We start from the raw sequence: 14321 nt of genomic DNA on the forward strand, positions 1-14321 counted from the left end.
ATGACAACAACCAAACAGCCTTCTGTAGCATTGGTGATATTGGCCTTTGCCGCCGTTTACATCATTTGGGGCTCTACTTATTTTTTTATTGAAATGGCGGTGAAACATATTCAGCCAATGGTTTTAGGAGCCGTACGTTTTATTATTGCCGGTATTATCATGATGATATGGGTGGCAATCAAGGGTGAGTCCATCTGGCAAAAGTCTGCCATTGCACCCGCCGCCATTAGTGGTCTGCTCATGCTTTTTTGGGCAATGGTGCGGTGATCTGGGCTGAGCAGTTCCTGCCCAGTTCCTTTGTTGCCATCTTCCTGGCTTCAGCGCCGCTTTGGTTTTTATTGCTGGATAAAGTAAACTGGCGACAAAACTTCAACAATAAGTACACGATCATGGGAGTAGCCATAGGCCTGTTAGGCGTTATTGCTTTGTTTTACGAAAAAATAGCAGCAACGGGGTACAGTAACAGCCTCCTGCCGCTGATTATATTATGCGTAGCTAATATTAGCTGGTCGCTGGGTTCATTATTCTCCAAGTATAAAGTAAAGGGTACCTCAGCTTCGGTTAACTCCGCCTGGCAAATGCTGGCGGCAGGCGCGGCGTTTACAATCGCAGGTTTTTTTAACAACGAGTTTACAGCAATGGAATGGGCTGCCATACCAGTCAAAGCATGGGCTTCGCTGGCCTACCTGGTTGTCTTTGGCTCTATCATCGGCTATAGCGCCTATGTGTTTTTGTTAAGTGTAAGAAGCGCCACACAGGTAAGTACCTACGCGTATGTAAATCCGCTGGTAGCCGTTTTGTTAGGTGTATTGATCAATCACGACAAGCTGACGCCTATGCAATTGGGTGGACTTGCTATTATTTTATGCAGTGTGTTTTTTATTAACCTGGCTAAAAAGAACCAGCTAAAAGTAAAAGCACGTTTGGAAGCGCAAGGATAATGTTTGCAACTATTTTTAGCCTTATGTGTTTATACAATACATAAGCAACAAAAATGAGCGATAGCGTTTTCAAGGGACTGAAATATTCGGTGCTGGACCTGGCCACCGTATGCCAGGGGGACTCTTTACAGGATACTTTTGCAAGAAGCCTGCAGACCGCAAGGTTTGTAGAAGAACAGGGTTATAACCGCTACTGGTTTTCCGAGCATCATAATATGGAAAGTGTTGCCAGTGCCGCCACTTCAGTTTTGATTGGCTATGTAGCAGGCGGTACGAATACTATACGTGTAGGTTCCGGAGGTGTTATGCTGCCGAACCATTCTCCCTTGATCATAGCAGAACAGTTTGGTACATTGGGTTCTTTATATCCCGACAGAATTGACCTTGGACTGGGCCGCGCGCCGGGAACCGACGGGTTGACTGCGATGACGATACGCAACAGTCCTTTGAATATACCTTACGATTTTCAAAAAATATTGAACAGCTGCAGCTCTATTTTAGTACGGAAAATGCGCATGCTAAAGTGCGGGCATTACCCGGAGAAGGAGTAACTGTTCCTATTTGGGTGCTGGGTTCCAGTACCGACAGTGCTTACCTGGCTGCGCAGATGGGCTTGCCTTACGCATTTGCTGCTCATTTTGCGCCTACTCACATGATGCAGGCTTTTGCTATTTATAAAGAATATTTCAGACCCTCTGATGTGCTGGATAAGCCTTACGCTATGGCTTGTGTTAATGTGATCGCAGCTGATTCCAATGAAGAAGCCGCTTTTCTCTCCACCTCCATGTATAAAATGTTCCTGGGTATTTTTACCAATTCAAGAGAACCTTTAATGCCACCCTTTGATCCGGCAGGATTATCCGATTTATGGACACCGGAGCAGGAGTATGGCGTAAAGCATATGCTTTCGCATGCATTTATCGGGGATAAAAACCGCATTGAGAAAGACTTGAAAACTTTTGTAGAAAATACCGGCATACAGGAAATTATGACCATAACCCAGATTTTTGATCAATCTAAAAAGGAACATTCTTTTAAACTTTTCACTGAAATAATGAAAGGCAACAACTAAGTTTTTTCTATTTAACAGCGTTGATTTCAGCGCATTCTATACTATCTCACAAAAGTTGGGACGTGCATGCTGTGGGTACACCTAAATTAGTATCTTCAGGCCCTAAATAAACTTTTATGGATAATGCAATTCAACAAAAAGTAGATCAATGGTTGCAGGGCAATTATGATGAAGAAACGAAAAAGGCGATTCAACGATTGCAGGCTGAAAATACTAACGAACTAGCTGATTCTTTCTATCAAAATCTTGAATTTGGTACCGGGGGCCTCCGCGGGGTAATGGGAGTAGGCACCAATCGTATGAACAAGTATACGGTAGGTATGGCTACGCAGGGTTATGCTAATTATTTAAAACAATCCTTTCCCGGAGAAGTGCGGGTAGCGATTGCTCATGACAGCCGCAATAACAGCCGCTTTTTTGCGGAAACAACAGCCAATGTTTTTGCCGCCAATGGTATCAAAGTCTTTTTGTTCGAGAGCCTTAGGCCAACGCCGGAGCTGTCGTTTGCCATAAGAACCCTGGAGTGCCAGGGCGGTGTGGTATGTACCGCTTCTCACAATCCGAAAGAGTATAACGGCTATAAAGCGTATTGGAATGATGGAGGGCAATTGGTGCCACCGCACGATAAAAATGTAATAAAAGAAGTAGAAAAGATCCAGTCGGTAGATGATGTAAAATGGAGCGGAGGTGAAACGAATATTACACTGATTGGAAAAGACCTGGATGAAAAATACATCGGGATGGTAAAGGGCTTGAGTGTGTATCCGGAAGTGATTGAGAAGCAGAGCGACCTGAAAATTGTTTACACGCCCATACATGGCACGGGTATTATGCTGGTGCCGCAGGTACTGGAGGCATTTGGTTTCAGAAATGTATATATGTGGATCAACAGAAAACACCCGACGGTAATTTTCCCACGGTAGCCTATCCTAACCCTGAGGAAAAAGAGACCATGAGCATTGGTTTGCAAAAGGCCAAAGAACTGGATGCCGATATTTTATTAGGAACAGATCCGGACGCTGACCGCGTGGGAATTGGTATCAAAAATAATAAGGGTGAGTGGGTGCTGATGAACGGTAATCAAACTGCTGTGCTGGCATTTAATTACCTGCTGGAAGCCAGGAAGGAAAAAGGTATTTCGCAGGATAATGATATGATCATTACCACTATTGTAACAACGGGTATGGTCGATGACCTGGCCAGGGGCAATGGTGTTACTTGTTATAGGGTATTAACGGGTTTTAAGTGGATTGCCGAAATGATCAGGCTGAAGGAGGGGAAAGAAAACTATGTAGTTGGAGGAGAGGAGAGCTTTGGATTGATGATCGGAGATAAAATAAGAGACAAGGACGCAGTTAGCGCTGTAGCTTTATTATGCGAAATGGCGGCTTACGAAAAAGAAAAAGGCAAGACCTTATTTGATAAGCTGGTAGAACTGTACATCAGCTATGGATTCTATAAAGAAGACCTGATCTCTATTACCAAAAAAGGGATGGATGGCCAGCAGCAGATCGCAGCTATGATGCAGGAGTATCGCAATAACCCGCCGCAAACCATTAATGGCTCAAAGGTGACGAAAGTGTTGGATTATGATAACGGGTTATCTACGAATGTACAAACACGCGACGTGACGCCAATTGATCTGCCACGCTCTAATGTGCTGCAGTTTATAACAGAAGATGGTTCCCTGATCTCTGCCCGTCCCAGCGGCACCGAACCTAAGATCAAATTTTATTTTAGTGTGAAGGAAAACCTGGCCAGCGCCGATCAGTTTGATGAAGTAAATGCGAAGCTGGATGAGAAGATCCAGGCGATCATTAAAGATATGAAGCTGGGTTAGAAAGCCGTATCGTAAAGAAAGCCGCCCCGGATCAGCGATCCGGGGCGGCTTTTATATTGTTGGTGTTGGATTATTTTTTACAGCCTGGATTGTTTTGCTATACTCAAAAGTTCCGTCCTTATTAATCTGCTTAAGCCTGATGAAGACTTTTGTTTCCTTACCGTCAACAGAACCATCCTGTTTGGTACATGATATACCGCAAAAGGCCATGACTCCCGTTAGAAACAAAACACTTGCGATCTTTTGTTTTCTTACAGACAGTAACAAAGCGCCGGCAAGGGCAAGGCTGCCCCAGGCAAAGGCTAGAGGATGCGCATCCAGGTCAAGGATAAATTCATAGTCGAGGCTTTTGTCTGAATCGCCATTCACTGCCTTTGAATGAACCGTGCCGATTTTTGTAAACTGGTTGCCATCTGCAGACGCTTCTATATCAAATTGAAGATTGCTTTTCTCCATAGTCGTGGTCCATGTTACTGAAAGCTGATTGGCCGAAAGGATCGCATTAAATCCACCCAGTGTAATAGGCAAAGCCGGATTGCGGATGCCGAAGTCAATACCAGAAACGTCTGCAATATCATCGTAAAGAGGCCGGTAGATCTGGCCCAGGTTGATAATACCCGTTTTGTTGGATGTGTTGGCCACGCCGCCTACATTTACGCCGGTATAGTTATAGCCATTTAGCGGATTGTCTGCGGCTGAAAGTGTTGCGCCCTCATACTTTTCGCTGTTGGTGAGTATTACTTTATACTCTCCGGTAACTACGCTATTGCTGGCTACGTAGGTGGTATAAGTACCATTAGCATTTACTTTTAGGGAACTTACTACAGCCCCCGACGGACTCACCAGGTTTGCCCAGAGATCATTGGCGATACCGTTTTCCCCGGTTCCCCGGATGGCATTGTTATTGGCATCATTCCAAACCGTTCCCTGTATTAAAACAGCCCTTGTGAAAAAGCCGCCGCCTGCCATAAAGTCTATGCCGAAGTTGCCTGTTTCAGCTGTGTTGGTAGGGTAGTTGCTGATGGTTAATAACTGGGTATTAGTTAAGCTTACGTCTCCTCCAAAGAAGCTAACGCCATAAAGCGTTCCCGATGTAATGCCCAATTGCGCCAACGTAACAAATACGCCGGATATATTTTGTGCAGCAATAGTTTGACTGGGCTTTAGATCGGTGTCTGTTGTTGTTCCTGTTACCCTGCGTTGCATTACCACCGATTCGAAAGAATAGCCGGTAGATCCCCAGTTGGCAATGTTAACGGTAGCGGGGGTGTTTAAGGCAGTTACCGTATTGCCGGCACTATTGAAACCGGTAATGGCAGATACTTTAAAAATATCATTACCATTTCTTTCCATTAAGAGAAATCCTGAGGTATTCGGATTGTACCGGCTTACATCAACCGGGTTGGCGAGTATCAGGTCAAAGCGTTCAATATTGTTGGTGGTATTTCCACCGGTATTAATAAAAACATTATCCGTGCCCCTGTTAATGACATAGCTATTGATGAGGTCTTCCATGGTGCTTGAATAGTCGGGGGCCAGATTTACGGTATTACCCGTTCTGCTGCCCGTTTCAAACAGGGAGGTTGTTTTTACATCCGTATTACTTCTTCTTACAAATACCGAATTAAAAGGCCTGGCCCCTGGTACCGCTTTGGTAAAAGTATAAGACTCTCCCTCCACATTAAATAACTTAACAACCCTGTTAAGGCCTACCGTTGTGGCATTAATTCTACCATAATTTAAAGTGAAAGTTGTGCCCGTGGCATAATCATTGCCGAAGCCTGCAATGGCATAACTGGTGCCTGGTGTGGTGGCAGGGTAAGAACCTAGTATGAAGTTAGCAGGTTTTTTTGACTGTATGCTATCAGCGGAGCAAAAAACAGCCATGCATAGAGCATCGCTCTAAAGGGTACAGAAATCATAGACTTTGTTTAGAATTTATTATACAAGTGCGAAAAGGGCGCAAAAGTATATTAAATAAAACAAATATTTATGTTAATTCATATCCGTAGCCTTGTAGGAGCTGAATAACCAGTGAAACCGGAAGGCAGAAATGTATAGACTGGTTACGACAAATGATACATTGCGTAATAATCGAAAAATTCATTTCTTAGTGTCACTCTTCTTTTCCGGGAAAAAGTCTTTTTACCACATGAATGCAGGAAGTAAATATAGATTTCAACATGCTAATTAATCTGGCTTTCATCGCGCGTGATTTATAGGTTTTAATTATTAAAATGTTTACAAGGCGAATGTATCTTATAAAAGAGCAACTAAATTAGGTATTTTTCCCGTCCCTCCGGACAGATGCACTAAATGTGGAAAACATTTGAAAAGAGGTGATCAAAATTTAAGATCGCGATCAAGGCATTGATCATCAATTGTTTATTTTTGAAATTGAATATGGGTGTATCAAATTTTAAGAAACGGGTAGGTTGGATAACAGTTGTTTTACTGGCTGTTATTATTAAACTGGTTTCTGTTAACCCTGAGTGGGTGGAGCAATACTATACCTATAGCGTTTACCCCGTCGTTGCTACAATATTGAGGTTTTTGCTGGGATGGATACCGTTTAGCATAGGTGATATACTGTATATCGCTGTAATAGTATTTGCAATTTACCATATTACCCGGCTGATAAGACGGGTAAAACAAAAGCAATTTACCAGGCAATACGGCTATCGGTTGATACGGAAAACCGTTTTTTTAATACTTTGGATCTATGTGTTATTTTACGGCTTATGGGGACTCAATTACTCCAGGCAGGGCATTGCCAGCCAATTGCAGCTCCAGGAGCGGGAGTACACTACCGCCGATTTAGATACGCTTGTAGGCTTACTTAGCAAAAAGCTGGATCATAATGCACGGATGCTTACTCCTGCTATGAGAGACTCGTTCAAAACGAAGCGCAATCTTTTCTTTAATGCTTCCCTGCTTTATAAAATAGCTGCAACCCGGTATCCTTTTCTTTCACACAAGGGCTATTCTGTAAAACCTTCCTTATTTAGTTATCTTGGTAATTACCTCGGCTTTCAGGGATATTACAATCCATTTACCGGTGAAGCACAGGTGAATACCACTGTTCCGCTTTCGGTTGAACCTTTTGTGGCATCGCATGAGATAGCGCATCAGCTGGGCTATGCAAAAGAAAGCGAAGCGAATTTTGTAGGATTTCTCGCCTGCCGTTTACATCCTTCGGTTAATTTTAATTACTCGGTGTATTTTGATATGTACCATTATGCTATTCGTGAACTGTCTTTTGCGGACTCTGTAAAAGCTAAAAGCTATGACACCGCCTTACATGTGCAGGTAAAAAAGACATTGCAGCCTATATCAAATTCTATAAAAAATACCAAAACCCTATTGAGCCCTATATCGATAAAATGTACAGTTTTTTTCTAAAAGCCAACAACCAGCCCAAGGGGCGAAGATCTTACAACGAAGTGGTAACCTGGCTGATCGCTTATTATAAGAAGTATGGGAAAGAAGCCATTTGATTGTATAGACTGTTAGTGCATTGATTATCAATCGATAATCGCGTATTCAAATCATGAATCATAAATCTTAAATTCTTCGTACCTTTGCAGTCCGAATTTTAAACCCTTCGGATTTTTTATGAATTTTTATTTTAAACAATTAAACGCTGATGCACAGGAGAACGCGGGTGCTACCGAGCCGGTAGAGGAAGCTTCTGCAGCGACAACAAACGCACCTGTTGAGGCACCTGCCAAAGCTCCTGTAGCTGAGGTGGTGGAAACTGCGCACGACGATTTCGATTGGAGCGTAGACAAACGTAATGTTTCTTCTTATTCTAAAGAGGAAAAAGAAAAGTATGACAAGGTTTACGACAACACTTTCATCCAGTTAAATGATGGAGAGTTAGTAAACGGTACTGTTGTAGGTCTTACTAATACTGATGTTGTATTAAACATTGGTTTTAAAAGTGATGGCCTTATTTCTTTAAACGAGTTTCGCGATATCCAGGGCCTGAAAATTGGCGATGAGGTAGAAGTGATGATCGTTGAGAAAGAAGACAGGGATGGTCATTTGAACCTGAGCCGCAAACAAGCCCGCACTACCCGTGCATGGGAAAAAATTGTTGAGGTTAACAAAACAGGTGAAGTGGTTACCGGTCTGGTTACTTCTAAAACTAAAGGTGGTTTGATCGTTGATGTATTTGGTATGGAAACCTTCCTGCCAGGTTCTCAAATTGATGTTAAGCCTGTTACAGATTACGATCAGTTTGTTGGCAAAACAATGGAATTCAAAGTGGTTAAGATCAACGAAACCATTAAGAATGCGGTTGTTTCTCATAAAGCGCTTATCGAAAGCGATATGGAAGCTCAACGTGCTGAGATCATCGGTAAACTGGAAAAAGGTCAGGTATTGGAAGGTACCGTTAAAAACATCACCGACTTTGGTGCATTTATGGACCTGGGCGGCTTAGACGGCTTACTGTATATCACAGATATTTCATGGGGACGTATTTCTCACCCGAACGAGGTGTTGAAAATGGATCAGAAACTGAACGTGGTGGTGTTGGATTTCGACGACGAGAAAAAACGTATCAGCCTTGGTTTAAAACAATTAACGCCGCATCCTTGGGATGTATTACCAGCAGATATTTCTGAAGGTAACACAGTAAAAGGTAAAGTAGTTAATATCGAAGATTACGGTGCATTCTTAGAGATCTATCCTGGTGTTGAAGGTTTGGTACACGTAAGTGAAATTACATGGGCTAACACTCCGATCAATGCTAAAGACTTCTTCAAATTGGGCGACGAGCACGAAGCGAAGATTGTTACTTTAGATAAAGATACCCGCAAAATGAGCCTTTCTATCAAGCAATTGACAGAAGACCCATGGAACGATATCGAAAGCAGGTTTGCTGAAGGTACCAAGCACGAAGGCGAAGTGAAAAACATCACTAACTATGGTGTATTCGTTGAGCTGGCGCAAGGTATTGGCGGTATGATCCACATCAGCGACTTAAGCTGGTTAAAACGTTTCAACCATCCGGGCGAGTACACTAAAGTAGGCGAGAAAATCGATGTTATGATCTTAGGTATCGACAAAGAAAACCGCAAACTTCAGTTAGGCCACAAACAACTGGAAGAAGATCCCTGGAACACCCTTCAGGATACATTTGCTATCGGCACTGTACATGAAGGAACCATTACCCGTAAAGATGACAAAGGAGCTACCATTCAATTGCCTTACGGCTTAGAAGGTTTTGCTCTAATCGTCACCTGAACACGAAAGATGGCAAATCTTTAGGTTTGGATGAGACTGCAGAGTTTACTGTAATCGAGTTCGATCGCAATGAAAAACGTATTGTTGTATCTCATGCACGCGTATGGGAGCAGGAGCAGTACACAGAGCGTGAAGGCGTTAAGAAAGCAGAACGTGCAGAAGCTGAAAAAACCAAGAAAGCGGTGAAAACCATTCAAAGCAAAGTTGAAAAAGCTACTTTGGGTGATTTAGGTGTATTGGCTGATCTGAAAAAGAAAATGGATCAGGAAGCAAATGCAAAATCTGCATCTGACAGCGAAGAAAAAGCATAATCATTTTTCTTTTTAATAGTAATGCCCTGGAAAACTCCAGGGCATTTTTTGTTGAGATAGTTATTACGGAAGTATTAGCCGATGTATAGGATACTAATGATAAGGTAATTTCACTCTTGACTCAAATGGCGTACTTAAACTACGCAATACAAAAGACGGGCAATGAGTTGCTTTACGCGCAAGGCCATACATCCTACGCCTGCTACCGTTTTTAAGAAATATGTTGATGCAAATAACAGGCTGGGCCATATCAAGTAGCCTCCCGTTGCGATTGTTTACCCGCCTTTGATCACGGTTACATTCCGGCAAGATTGCAAACTCTCCTATAGCGGCTACATATAGCTTAGGATATATGTAGGAAACATTTCGACCAGTAACATATAGGTTAGTGTAGATAGGATACCTTTTAAACCTGGTTACGCGTTGCCAGATAGAGGTTAGTCTGCCACATTTATATTGTTGGCTACGCCAGCGATGCGTATTGCTACTACAGCAAACTTATAAAACACCCGTGTGGATGTATATAAAGTCGATTGGGGTATAACTGTTCACAAAATGGATAACAATAAAAATGGTGTTAACCGGTTCGGATAAAATTACTTTTTAACACGCACATAAGTTGCGGTGCCGCCATCCTCCCAACAGGGCGGTGTAGATATTCTAAGCGTATCATTGTTTAAGCGTATTTGTTCATAGTTCCCTGAACTATATTCTATAGCCAGGTAGCCGTTCGTATTCCATCTGCATTCCTTGATCTCCTTTTTGGTGATCGTAAACGTTTCTGAAGATGTGAGTTTTTTGTTTTCGTAGCGATTTAATGTTCCCTGGGGTTGTAATTCTATATAATTGCCATTGCCCGCCGGATAATTAATAAGAGGTTCCGGAAAAAAGTTAGCAGATCTTATTTACCAGGTACCATAAAATTTGCTTGTGTTGATATTGTCTTTTTTGCAGGAGCTTAGAAGCAGCGTAAGCGTTGTTAAAAGCAGCATGGTTTTCATAAATGTGTTTTTATATAAGACGTGACGAACTGCGAACGCAACCGGGAAATAAAAAAACCGGCGCGAGGCCGGTTTTTTTATGAGAAAAGTCACTTCTATAATTCGAAATTATTATCAATTTATTGCCCGTATTCCTCTCGGAGTAGAGTGTAGAGCGTATGAATCATATAAAAAGCTTTCTGGTTGGTAACCTGAATCCCAACTAATATAATTTGTTATATCAGAACCTATTTTATATGATGAAACACCAGGAGGAATAGTATGGTTTGTGTAACCAATATATGTGGGAGAGCTACTATTTTCAGTTATTGTTGTTTTAACAGTAACAGTTTCCGGGATGTGGGTCGTTCTAGGTATTGTGCATCCAGGATCCGCAAAAACTCAATATAGAGGTCGAATAATTGCAATTCATAATAGCCTTGATTGTAATAATGAGTGTTAGTCAAAACCTTTCTCACTTTTGCATACATTGCTGGATAAAGATACTCGATTGCAATTTTGTCGTATTCACTGAACCCATTCCCGGTCGGTTCGCTTGTGCTTTCAGTCCATTCTGGAATTGAAAAGCCTGGTGAGATGATAAAGGAGTATTGATCTGGATTGGGGTTGGAGAATGATGCGAAGCCTGGGGTTCCTGGAATTTGTTTTAGGAAGGTTCCAATTTGATTAGGGTCATTGGGAATTTCGTTTGTGTGGAATAAACCTATTGCATGTCCAAGTTCGTGGGTTGTTAAGCAAGTAAGTCCAGCAACGGTAGGATAATAGTTGTCATGAGCTTTGTTTAAATCTAGCCACATATCACTTCCAGGTTTACCATTCACAGGATAGAGCGTATAACCATCCGAATAGGTAAAAGGAGCTGGTAGCCCATCTACAAGATGTATTTTAATGTCCGCCAAATTGCTATCAAGCACTTGAGTCATTCTTATATATGAATTTGGAATAAGCGTATTGAAGTTTTCAATAGCTGCCCAAAGGGAATATACGAACTTGGATGTATACGAAGCTGGTAAGTACCGTGCTACTGTATCTATATATATATTTATATCTCTTTGGTTCTCTAAACTGATCGGACCAAATACATTTGATGATGCAGTTTGTCCTACAACAACTTGTCTTAAACTTGTTTTTTGAAAATCTCTTTTATTAAATACCATATCACCTCCCACCACAAAAAAATCTTTAAATTCTTTAATGCTATTTGGATGCACGCCTATTTGTTTTGCAAAAGCTTCTAACGTATAGTATTCTTGGTGATTTTGATAGTCATTGTTTAGGTCTTTTTTACAAGATGAGATGAAAGCTGCTGCACAGAACAGCAATAAAAAATTAATAATTTTGCGTTGCATAAGTTATTGTTTTGTTTGGTGTGAGAACAGATAATCCATATAGAATTATCAAGTTATAGCGATTGATTATTTACAGAATTTGTTAGCTTTCTCGTAGATTAGTTTTTATATTTTTTATAATGTTAGACAGCAATATATAAATAAATATGCGTTTAATTATATTTGGTAACAATAACGTAATAAAAAAACCGGCACGAGGCCGGTTTTTCTACTGTTGAAAAATTCTCTTAATTGAATAGGTATCTTAATCCGATTTGCATGCTCCACGTTGTTCCAACTGTTCTCACATCTTGATACATTGTAGTTGGTAATTCTGGAACTACTGCACCACTTGGTGTGAACACATTCATCCGGAATGTAGGATTCTCTCCGCGTGTTGCCACTGACAGAGGAGTATTTGTATTGGCGGTTCTTACTTTTTGGATGCCCCAATTGGAGTTTAACATGTTGCCGAAATTAACAATGTCTAAACTAAACTGTAAGGTATTTCTGTTTTTTCCGATATTAGTAAACAGATCCTGAAGAAGCTTGGCATCAAACCTGTTTAACCAAGGCATTAATACACCGTTTCTTTCTGCTATTTTACCTCTGTTGTCGTTTAAGTAAGCTGTATTAGCAATTAGCTGTTCAAAGGCAGCTTTTTGCTCTTCGGGCGTAAATGTTCTTGTTTTAGTTACTTTATTTTCCGTGTAACTAACAGTATTTGCAACAAAGTTTACATCTGACCCATTATTCGGAATAAACAAAAGATCTCCGGCTATTGCATCACCATTTACATCTCCATTATAGGTAAAGCTATAACGTCCCTGACTAGCACCATTGTAATATAAAGAAACAGTAGTTGCTAAGTGATTGAAGTATTCTTTTCTATATGAAATTGTACCCACAACACGATGTGGCAATGCATCTATTGATGAAGCAAGGAACAAGTCGTTAGGGTTGTTTATGTTTGGAGTAGCACCCCAGGCAGAGCTTGCATTTGATCCTTGGTTATCTGTTGTTGTTTTTGCTGTAGTATGGCTGTAAAACAAGGAGCCAAAGAAGCCTTTTTTGGGTGCCATATTTACACCAACTGTAAAGTTGAACGAATGTCCCATTGTAGTATTACTTAATACGCTACCTGAGTTACCTCCTAGCAGTGAGTTGAACGTATATGCTGCAGCGTTCGCATAGTAGTCTCTTCCGTCATACATTTTTTGGGTAGCGTCTTTCCTGTTCGCACCAAATTGATAAACACCTTGCATGTCTTTGGTATAAAGGATGTCAGCGGATACGGTAAACGGAGACGTCGCAATACGTTTATCGAAACCTAAGCTTGTGCGGAAAATTTGGGGCATTTTAAAGTCTGATGACACTAAGGCTAATGTTCCAGGAACTCCATTAGAAGGCCCTTTAATAAATACATTCTGAGCGCTTGCAGGGGTATTATTTAGCCAGTAGTATTTTTCCGGATTAAAACGGATGTCTTTGATCCATGGTGCAGATGCTGCATAGCTACCTGGCTCAATTTGGTTCTGGATAACCCCAGTATTGGTAGGTTGATTGGTAAGCCATACGAAAGGAACACGACCAGCGAAAATACCAGTACCACCGCGAACAATGAAGTCCTTGTTGCCAAAAACATCCCAACGAAACCAACACGCGGGGATAACATTATTCTTGTTTTAGGCCATTCAGCTGAGCCATAACTAGTGATATCTCCATTTGCATTGAGCAGTCTCAAGGTGTCAACAACGGGGTTAGCTGTCAAGTCATTCTTGAATTTAGGCATCTCTGCTCTAAGTCCAACTGTAATACTAAACCTATCACTTAACGTGATATTATCCTGTGCATATAATGCAGGAAGGAAATAAGTTACTTTCGCATAAGGATCCATTCCTGGATAAACATAAGTTAAACCATATTGGATAGGAGCTACCTCTTCCGGAGTCCCCGTTTTAAGGAAATCGGCAACAGACGCATATCTATAATAGGAGGTACCAGATCTTTGGTAGCTATTCCCGAATTTTTGCATTTCAAAGCTACCTCCAAATGTAAATGCGTGTTTACCGGTAGTGTAGCTAACGTTATTAAATATGTTTAAATTGTCATTTATAACGCTATTATTATAAGAAAACAACTCATAACCTGCAGTAATGTAGTTTTGGAAAACGCCGGAAGCTACTGTTGTTAAACCATCACCAATATCGATCATTGGAAATTCAGAACTATTCGATGTTCTATCGCTGTTTATTTTACTGAAAGTAACTAAAAACTGGTTAGATACATTTTGAGATAATTTACTATTAAGTTCAGCGGTGATCGATTTTACAGTATTCTCCTGAAAATACATCGTATTTTCAAATGCCATTGAGTTCACACCAACACGCGCATAGTTGTCAAAGTTGGTGCGGGGGTTAGCCCAGAGTTTAAACTCACTAAACTTGGCTTATCACTTTTAGTAGCATTATATCGTAATGCCAGTTTATGTCTGTCGTTAATATTCCAGTCAATTCTAGCCAACAATGATGTTACTTGTGATTTACCGTTAGCATAACCCTCATATCTACCAGGA

At 41.2% G+C, this 14321-nt stretch carries 10 protein-coding genes and 2 pseudogenes; 8 read left to right on the top strand and 4 right to left on the bottom strand.

Annotation, left to right across the window (positions count from 1 at the left end; translation table 11 throughout):
* The 5 genes and pseudogenes from MKP07_RS15590 (at window position 1) to MKP07_RS41210 (ending at window position 3853) form a co-directional block, all read left to right on the top strand.
* The gene (locus tag MKP07_RS15590) at window positions 1–267 is read left to right on the top strand and encodes an EamA family transporter (RefSeq protein ID WP_240848007.1); all 267 of its coding nucleotides are present in this window, start codon (window positions 1–3) and stop codon (window positions 265–267) included.
* Window positions 249–941 (top strand): EamA family transporter, encoded by a 693-nt coding sequence (locus MKP07_RS15595; protein ID WP_240848008.1) that lies wholly within the window; start codon window positions 249–251, stop codon window positions 939–941. The genes MKP07_RS15590 and MKP07_RS15595 overlap by 19 nt, the downstream gene beginning before the upstream one ends.
* Window positions 942–994: 53 nt before the next feature.
* Window positions 995–2013: pseudogene (locus MKP07_RS15600) on the top strand (LLM class flavin-dependent oxidoreductase).
* 116 nt (window positions 2014–2129) lie between these two features.
* Window positions 2130–2936: a phosphohexomutase domain-containing protein gene (locus tag MKP07_RS15605; protein WP_240848009.1), complete on the top strand. Its 807-nt coding sequence runs from the start codon at window positions 2130–2132 to the stop codon at window positions 2934–2936.
* Window positions 2894–3853 carry a phosphohexomutase domain-containing protein gene (locus MKP07_RS41210; protein ID WP_240848010.1) on the top strand — a complete coding sequence of 320 codons (960 nt, stop codon included), beginning with the start codon at window positions 2894–2896 and terminating at the stop codon, window positions 3851–3853. Before MKP07_RS15605 ends, MKP07_RS41210 begins: the two co-directional genes overlap by 43 nt.
* Before the next feature lie 51 nt (window positions 3854–3904).
* On the opposite strand, the gene MKP07_RS15615 is transcribed toward MKP07_RS41210, so the two are convergent.
* On the bottom strand, window positions 3905–5740 hold the full coding sequence (locus MKP07_RS15615; protein WP_240848011.1) for a hypothetical protein: 1836 nt from the start codon (window positions 5738–5740) through the stop codon (window positions 3905–3907).
* Between the two features lie 516 nt (window positions 5741–6256).
* On the opposite strand from MKP07_RS15615, the pseudogene MKP07_RS15620 reads away from it, so the two are divergent.
* The 3 genes and pseudogenes from MKP07_RS15620 to MKP07_RS15630 all read left to right on the top strand — a co-directional run bounded on the left by MKP07_RS15620 (window position 6257) and on the right by MKP07_RS15630 (window position 9417).
* Window positions 6257–7350, top strand: a pseudogene (locus MKP07_RS15620) (DUF3810 domain-containing protein).
* A 118-nt stretch (window positions 7351–7468) separates the two neighbouring features.
* Window positions 7469–9106 carry a 30S ribosomal protein S1 gene (gene rpsA, locus MKP07_RS15625; protein ID WP_240848012.1) on the top strand — a complete coding sequence of 546 codons (1638 nt, stop codon included), beginning with the start codon at window positions 7469–7471 and terminating at the stop codon, window positions 9104–9106.
* A gap of 26 nt (window positions 9107–9132) precedes the next feature.
* Complete coding sequence (locus MKP07_RS15630; protein ID WP_240848013.1) at window positions 9133–9417, top strand: hypothetical protein; 285 nt, start codon at window positions 9133–9135, stop codon at window positions 9415–9417.
* A gap of 1306 nt (window positions 9418–10723) precedes the next feature.
* Here MKP07_RS15630 and MKP07_RS15635 read toward each other — a convergent pair.
* The 3 genes from MKP07_RS15635 to MKP07_RS15645 form a co-directional block, all read right to left on the bottom strand.
* Entirely contained in the window at window positions 10724–11767 is a 1044-nt protein-coding gene (locus tag MKP07_RS15635; RefSeq protein ID WP_240848014.1) for a zinc metalloprotease, read from the bottom strand.
* A gap of 227 nt (window positions 11768–11994) precedes the next feature.
* Complete coding sequence (locus MKP07_RS15640) at window positions 11995–13122, bottom strand: hypothetical protein (RefSeq protein ID WP_240848015.1); 1128 nt, start codon at window positions 13120–13122, stop codon at window positions 11995–11997.
* Window positions 13123–13196: 74 nt separating this feature from the next.
* The gene (locus tag MKP07_RS15645; RefSeq protein ID WP_240848016.1) at window positions 13197–14117 is read right to left on the bottom strand and encodes a TonB-dependent receptor domain-containing protein; all 921 of its coding nucleotides are present in this window, start codon (window positions 14115–14117) and stop codon (window positions 13197–13199) included.
* Window positions 14118–14321: the final 204 nt, after the last annotated feature.

The sequence above is a fragment of the Paraniabella hibiscisoli genome (genome assembly GCF_022512515.1).
Lineage (GTDB): Bacteria > Bacteroidota > Bacteroidia > Chitinophagales > Chitinophagaceae > Niabella > Niabella hibiscisoli.

Bases quoted from the DNA above. Each gene is read 5' to 3' on its own strand.
- MKP07_RS15605 (WP_240848009.1), top strand. From the start codon at position 2,130: ATGGATAATGCAATTCAACAAAAAGTAGATCAATGGTTGCAGGGCAAT.
- MKP07_RS15635 (WP_240848014.1), bottom strand. From the start codon at position 11,767: ATGCAACGCAAAATTATTAATTTTTTATTGCTGTTCTGTGCAGCAGCT.
- MKP07_RS15645 (WP_240848016.1), bottom strand. From the start codon at position 14,117: ATGGCATTTGAAAATACGATGTATTTTCAGGAGAATACTGTAAAATCG.
- MKP07_RS15590 (WP_240848007.1), top strand. From the start codon at position 1: ATGACAACAACCAAACAGCCTTCTGTAGCATTGGTGATATTGGCCTTT.
- rpsA (WP_240848012.1), top strand. From the start codon at position 7,469: ATGAATTTTTATTTTAAACAATTAAACGCTGATGCACAGGAGAACGCG.
- MKP07_RS15615 (WP_240848011.1), bottom strand. From the start codon at position 5,740: ATGGCTGTTTTTTGCTCCGCTGATAGCATACAGTCAAAAAAACCTGCT.